The sequence below is a fragment of the Nonomuraea thailandensis genome (assembly GCF_024172165.1).
GTDB lineage: Bacteria > Actinomycetota > Actinomycetes > Streptosporangiales > Streptosporangiaceae > Nonomuraea > Nonomuraea thailandensis.
In genome coordinates this window covers 9,458,072-9,474,666 of record NZ_JAMZEB010000002.1, presented here as the reverse complement: position 1 = coordinate 9,474,666, position 16,595 = coordinate 9,458,072, and the positions used below count along the sequence as shown (strand labels likewise).

Below are 16,595 nucleotides of genomic sequence, written 5' to 3'. Positions count from 1 at the left end.
GGTCTGAGGGCCGGATCATGACCCGAGACCTTACGGGGCGGGAGCGGCGACTCAGGAGAAACCGGGTGGCCTGAGCGGCGGGTGCACGTTCTGGAGCTGGGCGGCCAGGCCCAGCAGGTGCGGCTCGCCGCCGGGCGGGGCGACGATCTGCACGCCGATGGGCATCGCGCTGGAGTGCGTCGCCACGGGGACGCTGATGGCGGGCCAGCCGCACATGTTCCAGGGGCCGGCGGTGGGGGCGTAGGTGACGTTCGTCCACGCGTTGCGCAGGAAGCCGCGCTCGCCCCAGCGCTCGGCCTTGGGCGGCACGGCGGCCAGGGCGGGCGTGATGAGCGCGTCGGCCTCGCCGAACCACTGGTCGGCGCCGTATCCGCGCCAGCGCTCCCGGCCCCGCACGCCGTTCAGCCGCAGCGCGCGCAGCGTCCGGCCCGCGCGGGCCAGCGCCCTGGTGCGGCGTTCGAGCCGGTCGGGGGCCTCGGCGGACTCGGCGGCCCTGATCAGCCAGGTCGCGACCGTGGCCGGGCCGAGCCACACGGGCAGCCTGCGCCCGTGCTCCACCACCGTGTGCCCGGCCACGCGCAACGTCTCGGCCGCCCCGCGCACCGCCGCCTGGAACTCCTTGTCCACCCGCATGCCGGCCGGCAGCGGCTGGGGCGCGTACGCCACCCGCAGGTCGAACGGCTCGGGGCTGTCGGGCGGCGGCTGCGGCTCCCACACCTCGTCGTCGTCCGCCCAGACCGAGCGCAGCATGCGCGGCGGCGGCTCCACCCGCCGCCCGCTCCGCCACGCCTCCGCCAGCGCCGGGTCCGCCGCCAGCACCGACAGCGCCAGCGCCAGGTCCGAGGCGGTGCCGGCCAGCGGGCCGTTCTCGGTGAGGCGGTCCCAGTCGTTCGCGGGCGGGGGCACCAGGCCCGCGCCCGGCTTGATCGCGAGCACGCCGCAGCAGGCCGCCGGGATGCGCAGCGAGCCCATGCCGTCGTTGCCGAGCGCGATCGGCACCATGCCCGCCGCCACCGCCGCCGCGCTCCCCGAGGACGAGCCGCCCGCCGTGCGTGACAGGTTCCACGGGTTGCGGACGATGCCGTACGCGCTGTCGCCGAGCGCCACCAGCCCCAGCTCCGGCAGGTTGGTGAGGCCCACGATCACCGCGCCCGCCGCCCGCAGCCGCGCCACCGTCACATGGTCTTCCGGCGCGGGCGTGTGCGGGCCGGCGGCCGACCCGTGCAGCGTGGCCTCGCCCGCCACCTCAAGGTTGTCCTTCACCGCCACCGGCACGCCCGCCAGCGGCAGCTCGGCCAGATCGCGCCGCTTCTGCAGCAGCCGCGCCTCGTGCACGGCCTGCTCCCTGACCCTCCGGAACGCTCCTACCTGGGGATCCCGCTGCGAGATGACATGGAGGTGCTCCTCGACGACCGTCGTGGCACTGACCTCACCATGCCGGACGGCCGTCGCTATCTCGATGGCGGACCTGCCTGCCCACAACATGAGAAGAGTGTGCAGCTTTTCACTCATCGTTGCGAGGGTCGATAGGGTCGATTCACGTGAACGGACCTTCGCTTGCCCTCCGCCAGCGTTCCATGGGCGACCTCTCGGCCGAGTTCCCCCTGTTCCCGCCGCTGACGCGGGGCTGCCCCAAGACCAGCACCGACGAGATCGCCTTTCCGCTGGACGTCGTCTACGACTACGCGAAGGTGGACCGGCGCCTGTTCGAGCAGGCGCCGGGGCCGGACCTGGCGCGGTGGTCGCCGCTGCTGCCGCCGCTGGACGCGCCCACGCTGGGCGAGGGCGGCACCCCGCTGGTGCCGTTCGGGGACGTCCACGTCAAGGACGAGTCGCGTAACCCGACATGGTCGCACAAGGACCGGCTCAACCGGGTCGCCGTGAGCGCGGCGCTCGCCTCGGGCGCGCCCGGGGTGGTCGTGGCCTCCTCCGGCAACCACGGGGCCTCCGCCGCCGCCTACGCCGCCCGTGCCGGGCTGCCCGCCATCGTGCTGGCCTCGGCCGACTCGCCGCCCGCCGTGCAGGCGTTCCTGCGGGCGTACGGGGCCAAGGTCGTCTCCGTGCCCGGTGAGAAGCGGTGGCCGCTGCTGCGGGAGATCGTCGACCGGCTGGGGTACCACCCGGTCAGCAACCAGACCGTGACGCACACCGGGCATCCGTTCGGGCCCGAGGGCTACAAGACGATCGCGTACGAGCTGTTCCTGCAGCTCGGCGAGGTGCCCGCGGCCGTGTTCACGCCCACCGGGTACGCCGAGCTGCTGTACGGGGTGTGGAAGGGGTTCACGGAGCTGCACCTGCTCGGGGTGACGGAGCGGACGCCGCGGATGTTCTCCTGCGAGACGGCCGCCGGCGGGCCGCACGCCAAGGCGCTGGCCGCGGGCCTGCCCGCCGCCGTCGTCGAGCTGGGGCCCACCGACGCGTACGGCGTGGCCGGGTCGGTGGGCGGGCACCGGGGAGTCGTCGCCGTGCGCGACAGCGGCGGCGAGGCGGTGCTCGTGACGGACGAGGAGATGCGGCGGGCGCAGCGGGAGCTGGCGCGGGCGGGGTTGTGGCAGGAGCTGTCGGGGACCGCAGGGCTGGCCGGGCACCGGCGGCTGCGCAGGGACTTCGACGGGCCCGTGGTGTGCATCGCCACGTCGAGCGGGTTCAAGGACCTGGGGGTGGGCGGCGAGCGCTACCCCGTCCTGGAGGACCCGACCCTGGACGACCTCATCCCCTGATCCAGACCCGGAGCGGGCCCACCGTGGTGAAGCCGTGCCGCAGCGCGGGCGCCGGGTCGCTCTCGTAGCCGACCAGCGGGCGGCCGGGGAACAGCTCGGCCGCCGCCGCCAGGACCCCCGCCCAGTCGCCGAACACGTTCGACACGCCCACGGCCGGCCCGGTCGCCGTCAGGACCGCGCCGGAGCCCAGGCCGGGGGCGTGCACGATCGTCGCCTCGGTGAGCAGCGGCGGCAGGAACAGGTCCCGCACGCCGCAGGCGCGCTCCCACTCGGCGAGCGCGGCCTCGTCCCTGACCACCTGCCAGTTCGTGGTGGCCGGCTCCGGGGCGTCGCGATGGATCCACTGGGCCTCGAACAGCACGTCGAAGCCGGGCGGGTCGAGGGTGGCGAAGCTGTCCTTGATCGACGCGCCGGAGCCCGCGTCGAGGTGCGGGAGCAGGTCGGCGGCCGTGGCGCCGGGGGAGAGGGTGACGGCGTCGGGGTAGAACGGAGGGGTCCTGACCGGGCTGGTCCAGGCCAGGTCCGTGAACGTGCCCCGGATGCCGTGGGCGCGGCACATCAGGTCGCACCAGCGCGCGTTGTCCCTGGCCGCCTCGCCTCGCCAGTCGGTCATGGGGTGTTCCTCTTCGTGCGGCGGGTGGGCCGGGCGGTGAGCGGGTCCTCCGGCCAGGGGTGCTTGGGGTAGCGGCCGCGCATCTCCGCGCGTACGTGACGGTAGCCCTCACGCCAGAACGAGGCCAGGTCCGCGGTGACGGCGAGCGGGCGGCCGGCGGGGGAGAGCAGGTGGACCAGGACCGGGACGCCCGCGATGCGCGGGGTCTCCAGCCAGCCGAACAGCTCCTGCAGCTTGACCGCCAGCACCGGCTGGTCGCCCGAGTAGTCCAGGCGGACGCTGGAGCCGGTGGGGACCTCGATGCGCTCGGGAGCCACCGCGTCGAGGCGCTCGCTCCAGGGGATGAGGCGTCTCAGCGCCGAGGCGACGTCGATGCGCTCCACGTCGGCGCGGCGGCGGGCCCGGCCGAGCTCGGGCTCCAGCCACTGGTCGGCGAGGTCGGCGAGGTGGTCCATCGAGGGCCAGGGGGCGCCGATCGCGCGGTGGCAGAACGCCAGGCGGTCGCGCAGGTCCCTGGCCTGCTTCGTCCAGGTGAGGAGCTCCTCGGTGCGCAGGCCGTGCAGGATGGCGTCGCGGACGTCGGCGTTCCTGAGCGGGGTGGCCGAGAGCTCGATCGCGCCGAGGCGTTCGACCCGGCGGGCCGAGACGTCGCCCCTGCGCTCGCCCGGCGGGACGCGCCAAGTGATCTCGTCCTCCGTCGTGGTGCCCAGGGCCGCTCTCGCGGTGGCCTCGTCGATGACGACGGCCTGCCTGATGCGGGCCGAGGCCGAGCCGGTGGGACGGTCGGCGATCGCGATGGCCAGCCATTCGGCGGTCTGGAGCCGGGAGCCGTCCGGGAGCTGGGCCTGGGTGCCCGAGGCCATGAGGTAGCCGCCGCCGCGCCGGCGCGCCACCCGCTCGGGGAACGCCAGCGCCACCGCCATACCGGCCGGCGCGTCGCCATGGCGCGGCCTCGTGGTGGTGCGGGCGGCGGTGGTGCGGCTGTCCCGGGGGGCGCGGGCTTCCGCGGCGGCGCGGCGCAGGCGGGAGGACTCCTGGCGCCAGCGGGAGGCGAAGCCGGTGCCGCCGCGGCGGGCCGCGCGCCAGACCTCCACCAGGTCGTCGGACGCGTCGCGGGGCAGCTGCTCCGACAGCAGGGCCACCACCTCGGCGGCCTCGGGGCCGAGGTCGAGCAGGGCCCTGGCCAGGCGCGGGTGCACGCCGGCGAGCGCCATCCGTCGCCCGCGCTCCGTCACGCGCGCGCGTTCCCCCTCGGAGGGCGAGAGGGTGACGGCGCCGAGCACGTCCAGGGTGCGGAGGGCGGCGGACAGGGCGGCAGGGGGCGGCGGGTCGAGCAGGGCCAGGCCCGACGCGTCCGGAGCGCCCCAGCAGGCCGCCTGGAGCGCGAAGCCCGTCAGGTCGGCGAGCGCGATCTCCGGGCGGGCGTGGTCGGCCAGGCGGTCGTGGTCGGCGGCCGTCCAGCAGCGGTAGACCGTCCCGGGAGCCTCGCGGCCCGCGCGGCCGGCGCGCTGGGTGGCCGACGCCTTGGAGACGCGGACCGTGGTGAGGGAGCCCAGGCCGCGGGCGTGGTCCGTACGGGGCTCGCGCGCCAGGCCGGAGTCCACCACCACCCGCACGCCGGGAACGGTCAGGCTCGACTCGGCGACCGACGTGGCCAGCACCACCCGGCGCGCCGGGCCGGGGCGCAGCACGGCGTCCTGGACGTGGGCCGGCGCCTGCCCGTGGACCTGGAGGAGGTGCTCCACGTCGCCCGCCAGCATCCCCGCCACCTTGGCGATCTCGCCCACGCCGGGCAGGAAGCACAGCACGTCGCCGTCCCGCTCCGCCAGCGCCCGGCGCACGACCGCGGCCACGTGCGAGAGCAGCGCGGGGTCGACGCGCAGGCCGTGGGGCGGGGCGACCGGGCGCGGCGGCGGCGCCCAGACGGTCTCCACGGGGTGGGCGGCGCCGGTGGCGGCGACGATCGGCCCGCCGATCAGGCCGGCCCACGGCTGGGCGTCTGCGGTGGCGGAGGTGGCCAGCAGGCGCAGGTCGGGGCGGAGCGTCTCGCGTACGTCGAGGAGGAACGCCAGCGCCGTGTCCGCGTCGAGGTGGCGCTCGTGGCACTCGTCGAGCATGACCGCGTCCACCCCGGCCAGCTCCTGGTCGCGCTGGAGCCGCTGGAGCAGCACGCCGGTGGTGACGACCTCGACCATGGGGTTCGCGCCCACGTGGCGCTCGCCCCTGATCGTGTAGCTGACGCCCATGCGGCGGGCCGCCGCGCGGACGGCCAGCCGGCGCGGCTCCGCCACCACGACGCGCAGGCCCGCCTCGGCCAGGGCCAGGGGGACCACGGTGGTCTTGCCGGTGCCGGGCGGGGCGGTCAGGACCGCGCTGCCGTGCCGGTAGAGCGCGGAGAGCAGCTCGGGCAGGACGCGCCGGATGGGCAGCACCTCCGGCGCCGAGGCGGTACCGGGCGGCGCCGAGGCGGTTCCGGGCGGGGCCGAGGTACCGGGCGGGGCCGAGGTACCGGGCGGGGCCGAGGCGGCGCCAAGGGGCGGCGTGGCGCCCTGGTCCGCGTCAGGCATGGGCCCCGGCGGGGACGGGGAGCGCGGCGGTCAGGACCGCGTCGAGCAGGCCGGGGAAGCGGCTCTCCAGGTCGCCGCGGCGCAGGCTCATGTACTTCAGCCGGCCCTCCTGCTTGGTCAGGACCACGCCGGCCTCGCGAAGCGTGCGGTAGTGGTGCGAGGCGGTCGACTTGTGCACGCCGAGGTCGTCGCCCGCGACCGTGCACGTCATCTCGCCGGCCGCGGCGAGGCGGGTCACGATCTCCAGGCGTACGGGGTCGCTGAGGGCCCGCAGAACCTCCGTGAGCTGGATGTTCTCCGTGGACGGATGCGGCAGCAGGCGCATGCTGAAACCCTACCTCCGTTTTATTGTTTGACAACAATCCAACTATCGGTCAGTTTGATGGGCGTCCAACTGAATGCTGGAGGCTCCATGAGTTCGCGGCTCTACCCGATGGCTGCCGGAAATTTCGCGATCGGTACGGGCATGTTCGTGACCGCCGGGCTGCTGCCCCCCATCTCCGCGGACCTGGGGGTCTCCCGATCCGCCGCGGGGCAGCTCATGACGGTGTTCGCGCTGGCCTACGCCCTGCTGTCGCCGATGCTCGCCGCCCTGACCGCACGGATGTCGCGCAGGACGGTGTTGCTGGTGGCCATGGGGGTGTTCGTGGCGGGCAACACCTTGACGGCGCTGGCTCCCACGTACGCGCTGGTCATGCTGACCCGGGTGGTCGCGGCGGCGGGCGCGGCCATGTTCACGCCCACGTCGTCGGCCGTGGCGAACGCGCTGACCGAGCCCGAGCGGCGCGGCCGGGCGCTGGCCCTGGTGATGGGCGGGCTGAGCGTGTCGTCGGCCATCGGGGTGCCGCTCGGCACCTGGCTGGGGGAGGCGGCCGGGTGGCGGGCCACCTTGTGGCTGGTCGCGGGGCTGGGCCTGGTCGGGCTGGTGGGAGTGGCCGTGCTGGTCCCCGAGGTGCGGATCCCGGCGTCGGGACGGTTGCGGGAGCGGTTCGAGCCGCTGCGGGACCGGCGGGTGCTGGCGGTGATGGTGACACAGCTGCTGATGTTCGCGGCGGGCTTCACGGCCTACACCTACATCGGGTCGCTGTTCGATCTGCCGCTGCCCGCGCTGCTGTGGGCGTGGGGGCTGGGCGGCATCGTGGGCAACGCGCTCGGCGGGCGGCTCACCGACGCGTACGGGCCGCGCCGGATGATCCTCGCCGGGCTGGGCGCGTCCGTGGTGTTCCTGGCTCTGGTCCCGGTCGCGAACCTGACCATCCCCGTCGCGCTGGTCTGGGCCTTCCTGTGGGGCGCGACCGGGTGGCTGGTGGCGCCCGCGCAGCAGTTCAGGACCGTCACGGCGGTGCCGGGCAGCGTGCCGATCGGGCTGGGCCTGCTGTCGTCGGCGCAGTACGTCGGGTTGTTCGTGGCGGGGCTGGCCGGTGGCGCGGCGCTGGACTCGTACGGCCGGACGGGCGTGGTCGTGGTGTCCGCCGGGTTCGGGCTGGTGGCGCTGCTGTTCACGTTGGTCACCTACCGGGAGCGGCCGAAGGTCGGCGTTCCCGCTCCCTAAGTAGGGGCTCACGCCGCCCGGTTTTTCGGGAGAATGTCGGATGTGTCTGACGAGCGGGATCCACGTGACGAGCCCCTGTCCGACGACGCGGGGCAGGCCCCGGTGCCGCCCGGCGGCGATCCGCGCGACGAACCCGCCCCCTTCGGCGCCGTCGTCCTGCTGACGGGCGCGGCGGCGGTCGGCATCATGGTGCTCGGCGCGCTGGCGCCCTCGGCGCTGAGCCTGAAGTTCCTGCTGTTCGGGCCGATCGCCCTCGTCCTGTTCGAGATCGCCGTGCACGAGGTGTGGTGGAAGCGGTGGTGGGGGGCGATCCCCGGAGCGGTGCTGGGGCTGGCGATCTACTTCGAGGGCCGTGCGGCGCTGGCCGACATCGTCGGCGACGCCTGGGCGCACCCGGCCTCGTACGTCACCGCCTGGGCCCTGTTCGCGGCCGTCTTCGCCTGGGCCAGCCGCTACCCCCGCACGTCCTCCTGAGGGCCGGCCGCTACCCCCGCACGTTCTCCTGAGGGCCGGCCAGCAGGCGCGCGAGGTCCTCCAGAAGCCTGGCGTCGGCGGCCAGATGGGCCTCGGCGTTGTCGAACAGCGCGTCGGCCAGGGGTGACAGGCCCTCCTTCGCCGTACGGCCGGCGGCCAGGGCCGCGCGCTCGGCCTCCACCGCCCGGGAGGCCGCCGCGACCAGCTCCCCTGCCTCGCCCGTGTCCAGCAGGGCGTGCCAGCGCAGGGCCAGGGCGAAGTCGGAGCGGGTGGAGTGGGGCGGGGCGGCGAGCGCCTTGCGCAGGAGGTCGCGCAGGGTGCGGCGGCCCTCCGGGGTGATCGCGTAGACGCGGCGGAGGCGGTCGCCGGTGCGTTCCTGCGAGAACGTCCGCGCCAGGCCCTCCAGCTCCAGCTTCGCCAGCGCGTGGTAGACCGAGCCGGGCTTCACGCCGGTCCACTGGTCGAGAGCGCCGGCCGTCACGACCTGGTTGATCTCGTAGCCGTGCTTGGGGCCCTCGTTGAGCAGGCCGAGGACCAGCAGCCGGGTGGATGACGCCGACACGGGAACACCTCCGCTGAATAGTCAACGTTGACCATATCAGGGCGGCCGTGCTCTCATTACTCCAAGTCGAATAGTCAACTTGGAGTATCGAATGAGGCGACGGCGGATGGACCGGTTCGTGCGCGCGTACGCGGAGCTGGGCCGCTTCAGCGGAGCCGTGCTGGTCGCGCGGGGCGAGAAGGTGCTGTTCACGAAGGGGTACGGGCTGGCGGACCACGAGCGCGGCGTGCCGAACCGGCCGGACACGGCGTTCAGGATCGGCTCGCAGACGAAGACGTTCACCGCGATGGCGATCCTGCAGCTCAAGGAGCGCGGGCTGGTGCGGGTGGACGACCCGATCGCCAGGCACCTGCCGGGCCTTCCCCACGGCGAGCGGATCACCCTGCACCACCTGCTCACGAACTCCTCCGGCATCCCCGACTACGTCACGACCGAGGGGTTCACCCGCGTCATGGGAACGCCCGTGACGCGGCGGGAGCTCATCGACTCCTTCAAGGACCGGCCGCTGCTGTTCGAGCCGGGCGCGGGCGTGAGTTACAGCAACTCGGGGTGGGTGCTGCTGGGCGAGGTCATCGAGCGGGCGTCGGGGCTGGCGTACGGCGACTACCTGCGCGAGCACGTCCTGGAGCCGCTGGGGATGGCGCGCAGCGGGCTCGTGGGAGAGGCAAAGGGATACGTGTACGCGGACGGGCGGGCCGAGCCGGCCCCGTACCTGGACAACTCCCGCCAGGACGCGGCGGGGGCGCTCTGCTCGACCGTGACGGACCTGCACCGGTGGCGGCTGCGAGTGCCGGACGAGCTCGTGGGGCCGTACGTCGAGAGCGACGGGATCGCCTACGGGTACGGGTGCGCGTCCGGCCGGGGGCGGATCGAGAGCTCAGGAGGGACCATCGGGTTCGTCAGTGTCTCGGCGCGGTACCCGGCCGACGACCTGTTCGTCTGCGTGCTGGCGAACGTCGAGAACGCCGCCTTCTCGGAGATCGAGCGGGGGCTGGCGGCGATCGCCAGGGGCGAGCCGTACGAGCCGCCGTCCGCGCGGGTCTTCGTGAGCGTGGACCCGGCCCTGTTCGACGGGTACGCCGGCCGCTACACCATGCGTTTCCTGGGCCGCGCCTCGACCATGGACGTGACGAGGGACGGCGACCGGCTCATGGCGGAGGTGCACGGGCTGGCCAGGACCGAGCTGCGCCCGATGTCGCCGACGCGGTACTTCGCCCGCATGAAGGGGGAGGTCGAGCTGGACTTCCGCGAGGGCGGCGAGGTCGCGCTGAACTGGGCGGGGCACGACGTGACCGCCCGCAGGGTCGCCTCCTCGTAGGGGACGGCCGGAAGGCCTCAGGGTCTCCTCCTCGTAGGGGACGGCCGGTAGGCCCGCAGGGGGACGACCCGCGGCGGCCCGCCCGCCTACGGTCGGCCGCATGTTCAACGACCACGTGACATTCCGCCGAGTCACGGCGGGCACGCTGCTCGTCGTGGCCCCCCTCCTCCAAGCCGTGGCCGTCGTCGTCGACCCCGGCACCTGGGGCGACGACCGGGAGGCCGTCAGCTTCGGCGACAACCCCGCGCTGGCCCAGACCCAGTCCGTGCTCTACCACTGGAGCTGGATGCTGATGGCCGTCGCGATCATCGGCCTGATGCACCTGACCAGGCGCAGGGCCACCCGGCTCGGCCACGCGTCGGGCGTGCTGGCGGTGATCGGCTATCTCCAGCTCTCCGGGCTGCTGCTGATCGACCCCGTCGAGTGGTACCTGGGACAGCACAACAGCCCGGAGGAGGCCCAGCGGATCCTCGACGAGATGATGAACCTGCCCGGGGTGACCTTCGGCTTCCAGATGCCGTGGATGTTCTTCGGCTTCATCGGGCTGCCGCTGCTGACCGTGGCGGTGTGGCGGGCCGGGTTCGTCGGGTGGTGGGTGCCGCTGGTGGTGGCCGCCGGATACCTCGGCGGCTTCCTGGTCGAGTACGGGCCGCTGACCGTGCCGTTCTGGACCGCGCCCGTCGTCGCCCTGGGCTGGACCGGGGTGAGGATCCTGCGCATGGGAGACGACGCGTGGGCCGGCTACTACCAGGTCAGCCGATCACCGGAATCCAGCCCGCGGTGACCGCGAGGATGATGAAGAAGCCGAGGAGGATCCGGTAGATCACGAAGGGCGTGAAGCGGTGGGTGCTGATGTAGCGCAGGAACCACGCCACCGCCGCGTACCCCACGATGAACGACACGACCGTGGCCACGATCGTCGGCCCCCAGTCGGGGGTGTTCTCGCCGCCGATCTCGAACAGCTCCAGCAGACCCGAGGCGAAGACGGCCGGCATGGCCAGCAGGAACGAGTACTTGGCCGCGTCCTCGCGGCGGTAGTCGAGCAGCAGGCCGGCCGTCGTGGTGCCGCCCGAGCGGGACACGCCGGGGATGAGGGCCAGCGCCTGGGCGAAGCCGTAGATGAGGGCGTGGGTGATGCTGAGGTGCTTCTCCAGCGTGAGCTTGTTGCGGGCGGTGCGGTCGGCGAACCACAGGATGAGCGCGAAGACGATCAGCGTGGTGCCCACCAGGCGCAGGTCGCGGAAGACCGTCTCGATCTGGTCCTTCAGCACCAGGCCGAGCACGGCGATGGGCAGGGTGCCGATGATGATGTACCAGCCCATGCGGGCGGCCCAGTGGCTGCGCAGCTCCTTGACGAACAGCGAGCGCGTCCACGTCGAGATGATCTGCCAGAGCTCCTGCCGGAAGTAGATCACCACGGCCAGCTCCGTGCCGATCTGGATGACCGCCGTGAACGCCGCACCCGGGTCGGGCCAGCCGGCGAAGGCGGAGACCACCCGGATGTGGGCGCTGGAGGAGATCGGCAGGAACTCCGTGAGCCCCTGGACCAACCCCAAGATCACCGCTTCTAGCCAGCCGATCACGACAACACCTCTCGTGCGCGCGGGAGTGACGAGGGTGAGGTTAGCGGAATCGGAGGCCCGCCAATCGCTCTCGTCCGCCGTGACGCCGGCCGGCATGCGGAAGGCGACCAGGACCGCGTCCACCCTGGCCGGTGGACGATTCCGGCAATTCACTGGAAGTTCGCACGATGTTCGCCTCCGCCTGCCTGTGCGCCGAGCTGCCGGCGCTAGCGCTTCCAGACGTGGGCGTTCGCGCGCGCGAAGTCCGCGAAGTCGCGGGCCGGGCGGCCGAGCGCCTCCGGCACGCCGTCCGTCACACTGGCGTTGCGGCCGTCCAGGATGTCGGTGAACAGGTGGCCGAGCCCCTCCGCCGCCTCGCGCGGCACCCCGTGCTCCACGGCCGCCGTCACGTACTCCTCCGGCGTGACCCGGACGAACGTGATCTCCCTGCCGATGATCTCCGACAGCTCCCCGGCCACGGCCGCGAACGTCAGCAGCCTCGGCCCCGTCATCTCGTAGACCCTGCCCGCGTGCCCCTCCTGGGTGAGCGCGGCCACGGCGACGTCCACGATGTCCTCCACGTCGAGGAACGGCTCGGGCACGTCGGCGGCGGGCAGCGCGATCACGCCGTCGAGCACGGCGCCGAGCAGGAAGTCCTCGCTGAAGTTCTGCATGAACCAGCTGCAGCGCAGCACCGTCCACTCGGCCCCGGACTCCGCCAGGGTGCGCTCGCTGGCCTGCGCCTCCGGCTCGCCCCTGCCGGACAGCAGGACCAGCCTGCGCACGCCGCTGCGGACGGCCAGGTCGGTGAACGCCTTGACGTCGTCGTACGCGCCGGGGAAGGCCAGGTCGGGATAGTAGGACACGTAGACGGCCGTCACGCCGTCGAGCGCGGCCTGCCAGGTGCCGCGGTCCTGCCAGTCGAAGGCCGGGGTGGCGGAGCGGGAGCCGACCCGTACGGGCAGGCCGAGCGAGGTGAGCCGGTCAGCAATGCGGCGGCCGGTCTTGCCGGTGCCGCCGAGCACCAAAGTCGTCATGCATCTAGTAAGCCCCGATACCGATAAGACTCTCCATGGTTGAGAAGCGCAATCCCATATGCGATCGTCTAGGCATGGACCAGCTCGCGGCGCTACTCGACGGCCCGAGAGCCCACGGCGCCTTCCTGCTCCGCTCCCTCCTTGATCCGCCCTGGTCGCTGCGCATCCAGGACGAGGCCCCGCTGTCGGTGATCGCGCAGGTGCGGGGCGAGTCGTGGGTCATGTTCGACGACGGCGAGCCCGTACGGCTGGAGCCCGGGCAGGTGGCCATCGCGCGCGGGCCGGAGCCGTACACGGTGGCCGACGACCCCGGCACCAAGCCGCAGGTCGTCATCCACCCCGGCCAGCACTGCACCACGCTCGACGGCGAGGTCCTCTACCAGACCCTCGACCTGGGGCTGCGTACGTGGGGCAACAGCGCCGACGGCGCCACCGTGCTGCTCACCGGCACCTACAACCTGGAGGGCGAGGTCAGCAGGCGGCTGCTCGAAGCGCTGCCCCAGCTCATCGTGCAGGCGGGCGACCCGATCATCTCGCTGCTCGGCGCGGAGATCGTCAAGGACGAGCCGGGGCAGGAGGCGGTCCTCGACCGGCTGCTCGACCTGCTGCTCATCGCCGTCCTGCGGGCCCACTTCGCCACGCACGAGGCGCCCGCCTGGTACCGCGCGATGAGCGACCCGGTGGTGGGCAGGGCCATGCGCATGCTGCACAACAACCCGGCCCACCCGTGGACGGTGGCCCTGCTGGCCGCCGAGGTGGGCGTCTCCAGGGCCGCGCTGGCCAGGCGCTTCACCGAGCTGGTCGGCGAGCCGCCGATGTCGTTCCTCACCGACTGGCGTCTGGCCCTGGCCGCCGACCTGCTGCGCGAGCCGGACGCCACGATCGGCTCGGTGGCCAGGAAGGTCGGGTACGGCAGCCCGTTCGCGCTCAGCGCGGCCTTCAAGCGGGTGCGCGGCGTCAGCCCGCAGGAACACCGGGCGGCGACGGCGGCGGGGGTCAAGTGAAACCCCTGCTCCTGCTGGACGTGGACGGCGTGCTCAACCCCATGGGCCGCCCCGCGCCCGACTTCCGCCGCTACCGCTGCACGATCGGCGATGACGTCTACACCGTGCACCTCAACCCCCGCCACGGCCGCCGCCTGCTGGAGCTCGCCCTGGTCACCGGCTCCGAGCTGGTCTGGGCCACCACCTGGGAGCACCACGCCAACGACTGGATCGCTCCCCGGATCGGCCTGCCGTCGCTGCCCGTCATCACGCTGGGCTCCTCCTCCGGCGCGCCCGCGAGCGAGCACGGGGAGATGTTCAAGACGCCGCACGTGGCGGCGTACGCGGGGCAGCGGCCGTTCGTCTGGTTCGACGACCAGGTGTGGGCGGAGGACGAGGAGTACCTCAGGGTCCATCAGGGTCTGGCGGACTTCCTGCTCATCCACGTGGATCCCAGGCAGGGACTGACCAGCCGACATCTGGGCATGGCACATGAATGGCTGACCCTTACAGGGTTTTCTCAGGGTTCCTGACGGGAGTCTTGCGGCCACGCTGTCCGTTTCCCAGATAGGTCGCGAAAACCACACGGAGGAACAGCATGTACCGCTCTCGTGAGCACCGGATCATCGCAGGCGTCTGCGGCGGGCTCGCCGACAAGATGGGCCTGCCGCCCACCCTCGTACGAATCCTCTGGCTGCTGCTGTCGCTCATCCCGGGGCCGCTCTGGGTGGTCTACGTCGTGATGTGGATCCTCGTCCCGGAAGAGCCGAAGGGTTACCGCACGGCGGCCTGACCCCCCGGGGCGCGGCAGGGGGCGCCGCGGCGCCCCCTGCGCCGGCGGCGCGAGCCGCGCCCCTCGCACCAGTGAGTGAGGCCGGAAGGGCACGTGCCGGTGTGTCCGGACGGCGGCATATCCTCGAAGCATGAGGGCAAGGCCGCTGACGCTCATCCAGGATGAGCTCGTCGATTACGACCAGGCGATGGAGCGCATGACCGACTTCGTCGGGCAGCGCCAACGGGACGAGCGGCCGGACACGCTCTGGCTGCTGAGCCACCCGTCCGTCTACACCGTCGGGCGCCGCACCCCGGTCTCCCACCTGCCCGACCCCACGCGCGGCATCCCCGTCGTCGAGACCGGGCGCGGCGGTCAGCTCACCTACCACGGTCCCGGGCAGCTCGTCGGCTACCTCGTCGTCAAGCTGGGCGAGAGCGAGGGCATCGTCGACTACGTGCGCGAGGTGGAGCTGAGGCTGGTCGAGGCGCTGGGCAAGCTGGGCCTGCCGGCCGAGCGGCGTGACACGCCGCCGGGCTCCGAGCTGCTGACCGGGGTCTGGACGGCCGAGACCGGGCGCAAGATCATTTCGATCGGGATGCGGCAGAGCCGGGGCGTCACCAGCCACGGGTTCGCGCTCAACGTCGACGGCGACCTGACGCCTTGGGACTGGGCCGTGGCCTGCGGGATGCCCGACGTCGACATGACCTCACTCAAGCGCGAGCTGGGCGCCACCGCCATGGACGAGGTGCGCGTGGCCGTGGCCGAGGCGTTCGAGGCCGCCTGACAGGCGGAGGTCATCCTCAAGGAGGAAATCTTGTCATTCCTCCCCTTTCCTGCCTGCGCATAGGCAATGATCCAATCTTGGTCGCACGCCCCGACGGAGGGATCGACTGAAGATTGGAGCACTGTGCGAAGAAGGTTTTCCCTGCTCGCTGCCGCTTTAATGGCGATGGCGACGCTGTCGTCCGTCTCGCCCGCCGCCGCGGAGACGGCGGAGACGGCACCAACGATCACCTGGGCGCCCTGCGAGGAGGAGCCCACCGCCGAGTGCGGCAAGCTGACCGTCCCGATCGACTGGTCCAAGCCCGACGGGCCGACCGTGGACATCGCCGTCGCCCGGCGCAAGGCCACCGACCCGGCCTCCCGCATCGGCTCGCTCGTGATCAACCCGGGCGGCCCCGGCGGGTCCGGCGTGGAGGCCGCGTACGGCGCCACCTGGTTCACCGATGAGCTGCAGAAGCGGTTCGACATCGTCGGGTTCGACCCTCGGGGCGTGGGGCGCAGCAACCCGGTGATCTGCTCGGCGTCGGTGTACAACCAGATGCCGCACACCGTCATGAAGAGCCAGGCCGACTTCGACGCCTGGAACACCTTCACCAAGAAGCTGCACGCCGACTGCCGCGAGCGCACCGGCCCGCTGTACGACCACGTCGACTCCAAGGACGTGGCCCGTGACATGGACGCGCTGCGCGCCGCACTCGGCGAGGAGAAGCTGACCTACTACGGCATCTCCTACGGCACGCTGATCGGCCAGATGTACGCCGAGCTGTTCCCGGACCGCGTCCGGGCACTCGGCCTCGACAGCAACATGGACCACAGCCTCGGCGTCGCCGGCTTCCTGTCCACCGAGGCGATCGCCGTCGAGGACGCCTTCGACCAGTTCGTCGGCTGGTGCGACCAGGACCCGGGCTGCGTCCTGCACGGCCAGGACATCCGGGCCATCTGGAAGGGCCTGCTGGACAAGGCGCGGCGCGGCGAGCTCGTCTACCCGAGCACCGGCACGAAGATGACCGAGCTGCAGGTCATCTACAACGCCGCGCTGGGCAACGAGGGGCCCGACTGGCAGACGCTGAGCCAGACGATCAACTGGCTGAACGGCGGCCCCGAGCCGGGCTGGGTGCCCCCGCTGCCCGGCCGCGGTCCGGTCGAGGGGGACGTGGCGTACCTGCCGACCGCGATCCTCTGCCAGGACTACAACCTCAAGGTGCGCAACTACACCGAGTACGCGGCGCTCATGAAGGTGTCCAACAAGCTGGCGCCGGACACGCGGTACCACCCGTACCCGATCGACGACCTGCCGATCTGCATGAACTACCCGACCACCAACCCGCCGCACGAGCTCAGGTACACGGGCGAGGCCCCGATCCTGCTCGGCAACTCGCTGCACGACCCGGCCACGCCGTGGATCTGGTCGGCCAACGCCGCCCGCCAGCTCGGCTCCAAGGCGGTGCTGCTCACGTACGAGGGCTGGGGTCACCGCATCTACGGCAAGGACAAGTGCCAGACGGACATCTTCGACGAGTACCTGATCTCGCTGAAGGTGCCCGCGCACGGCACGCGCTGCGCCGTGGGCACGCCTGAGGAGACGCTCAAGCTCAGGAGCACGACGCCGGCCTGGCCGACGGACAGGCTCTCCTGGTAGGCCCGATGGG

The 16,595-nt window shown here is 72.6% G+C and carries 17 protein-coding genes; 10 read left to right on the top strand and 7 right to left on the bottom strand.

The window, feature by feature from the left end:
- Positions 1-51: 51 nt before the first annotated feature.
- On the bottom strand, positions 52-1,512 hold the full coding sequence (locus tag HD597_RS47495) for an amidase (RefSeq protein WP_253753404.1): 1,461 nt from the start codon (positions 1,510-1,512) through the stop codon (positions 52-54).
- A gap of 65 nt (positions 1,513-1,577) precedes the next feature.
- On the opposite strand from HD597_RS47495, the gene HD597_RS47490 reads away from it, so the two are divergent.
- Positions 1,578-2,720 carry a threonine synthase gene (locus tag HD597_RS47490; RefSeq protein ID WP_253753403.1) on the top strand — a complete coding sequence of 381 codons (1,143 nt, stop codon included), beginning with the start codon at positions 1,578-1,580 and terminating at the stop codon, positions 2,718-2,720.
- Here the strand turns inward: HD597_RS47490 and HD597_RS47485 are convergent.
- From HD597_RS47485 to HD597_RS47475, 3 genes are all read right to left on the bottom strand, one after another.
- Positions 2,710-3,333, bottom strand: coding sequence for a hypothetical protein (locus tag HD597_RS47485; protein ID WP_253753401.1), 624 nt, complete (start codon positions 3,331-3,333; stop codon positions 2,710-2,712). The two genes, HD597_RS47490 and HD597_RS47485, sit on opposite strands and share 11 nt — an antisense overlap.
- On the bottom strand, positions 3,330-5,765 hold the full coding sequence (hrpB, locus tag HD597_RS47480; RefSeq protein WP_253753399.1) for an ATP-dependent helicase HrpB: 2,436 nt from the start codon (positions 5,763-5,765) through the stop codon (positions 3,330-3,332). The genes HD597_RS47485 and hrpB overlap by 4 nt, the downstream gene beginning before the upstream one ends.
- 127 nt (positions 5,766-5,892) lie before the next feature.
- Entirely contained in the window at positions 5,893-6,225 is a 333-nt protein-coding gene (locus tag HD597_RS47475; protein WP_253753397.1) for an ArsR/SmtB family transcription factor, read from the bottom strand.
- Positions 6,226-6,312: 87 nt separating this feature from the next.
- Here HD597_RS47475 and HD597_RS47470 point away from each other — a divergent pair, with 87 nt between their 5' ends.
- Positions 6,313-7,452, top strand: a complete 1,140-nt coding sequence (locus tag HD597_RS47470; protein ID WP_253753395.1) for an MFS transporter — start codon at positions 6,313-6,315, stop codon at positions 7,450-7,452.
- A gap of 42 nt (positions 7,453-7,494) precedes the next feature.
- Positions 7,495-7,926, top strand: a complete 432-nt coding sequence (locus tag HD597_RS47465; protein WP_253753393.1) for a hypothetical protein — start codon at positions 7,495-7,497, stop codon at positions 7,924-7,926.
- Positions 7,927-7,936: 10 nt separating this feature from the next.
- On the opposite strand, the gene HD597_RS47460 is transcribed toward HD597_RS47465, so the two are convergent.
- Positions 7,937-8,488, bottom strand: a complete 552-nt coding sequence (locus HD597_RS47460) for a PadR family transcriptional regulator (RefSeq protein ID WP_253753391.1) — start codon at positions 8,486-8,488, stop codon at positions 7,937-7,939.
- Positions 8,489-8,579: 91 nt separating this feature from the next.
- Here HD597_RS47460 and HD597_RS47455 point away from each other — a divergent pair, with 91 nt between their 5' ends.
- On the top strand, positions 8,580-9,806 hold the full coding sequence (locus tag HD597_RS47455; RefSeq protein ID WP_253753389.1) for a serine hydrolase domain-containing protein: 1,227 nt from the start codon (positions 8,580-8,582) through the stop codon (positions 9,804-9,806).
- Between the two features lie 100 nt (positions 9,807-9,906).
- A complete protein-coding gene (locus tag HD597_RS47450) occupies positions 9,907-10,590 on the top strand; it encodes a hypothetical protein (RefSeq protein ID WP_253753387.1) in 684 nt (227 codons plus the stop codon).
- On the opposite strand, the gene HD597_RS47445 is transcribed toward HD597_RS47450, so the two are convergent.
- Together HD597_RS47445 and HD597_RS47440 are read right to left on the bottom strand one after the other, a co-directional pair.
- Positions 10,559-11,389 (bottom strand): undecaprenyl-diphosphate phosphatase, encoded by an 831-nt coding sequence (locus HD597_RS47445; RefSeq protein ID WP_253753385.1) that lies wholly within the window; start codon positions 11,387-11,389, stop codon positions 10,559-10,561. The genes HD597_RS47450 and HD597_RS47445 overlap by 32 nt on opposite strands.
- A gap of 206 nt (positions 11,390-11,595) precedes the next feature.
- Positions 11,596-12,405, bottom strand: a complete 810-nt coding sequence (locus HD597_RS47440) for an NAD(P)H-binding protein (RefSeq protein WP_253753383.1) — start codon at positions 12,403-12,405, stop codon at positions 11,596-11,598.
- 74 nt (positions 12,406-12,479) lie between these two features.
- On the opposite strand from HD597_RS47440, the gene HD597_RS47435 reads away from it, so the two are divergent.
- The 5 genes from HD597_RS47435 (at position 12,480) to HD597_RS47415 (ending at position 16,585) form a co-directional block, all read left to right on the top strand.
- Entirely contained in the window at positions 12,480-13,409 is a 930-nt protein-coding gene (locus HD597_RS47435; RefSeq protein WP_253753381.1) for an AraC family transcriptional regulator, read from the top strand.
- Positions 13,406-13,921 carry an HAD domain-containing protein gene (locus tag HD597_RS47430; protein ID WP_253753380.1) on the top strand — a complete coding sequence of 172 codons (516 nt, stop codon included), beginning with the start codon at positions 13,406-13,408 and terminating at the stop codon, positions 13,919-13,921. Before HD597_RS47435 ends, HD597_RS47430 begins: the two co-directional genes overlap by 4 nt.
- 65 nt (positions 13,922-13,986) lie before the next feature.
- Positions 13,987-14,181: a PspC domain-containing protein gene (locus tag HD597_RS47425; protein WP_253753378.1), complete on the top strand. Its 195-nt coding sequence runs from the start codon at positions 13,987-13,989 to the stop codon at positions 14,179-14,181.
- A 130-nt stretch (positions 14,182-14,311) separates the two neighbouring features.
- Entirely contained in the window at positions 14,312-14,947 is a 636-nt protein-coding gene (lipB, locus tag HD597_RS47420) for a lipoyl(octanoyl) transferase LipB (RefSeq protein ID WP_253753376.1), read from the top strand.
- Between the two features lie 165 nt (positions 14,948-15,112).
- Positions 15,113-16,585 carry an alpha/beta fold hydrolase gene (locus tag HD597_RS47415; RefSeq protein WP_253753375.1) on the top strand — a complete coding sequence of 491 codons (1,473 nt, stop codon included), beginning with the start codon at positions 15,113-15,115 and terminating at the stop codon, positions 16,583-16,585.
- Positions 16,586-16,595 lie beyond the last annotated feature (10 nt).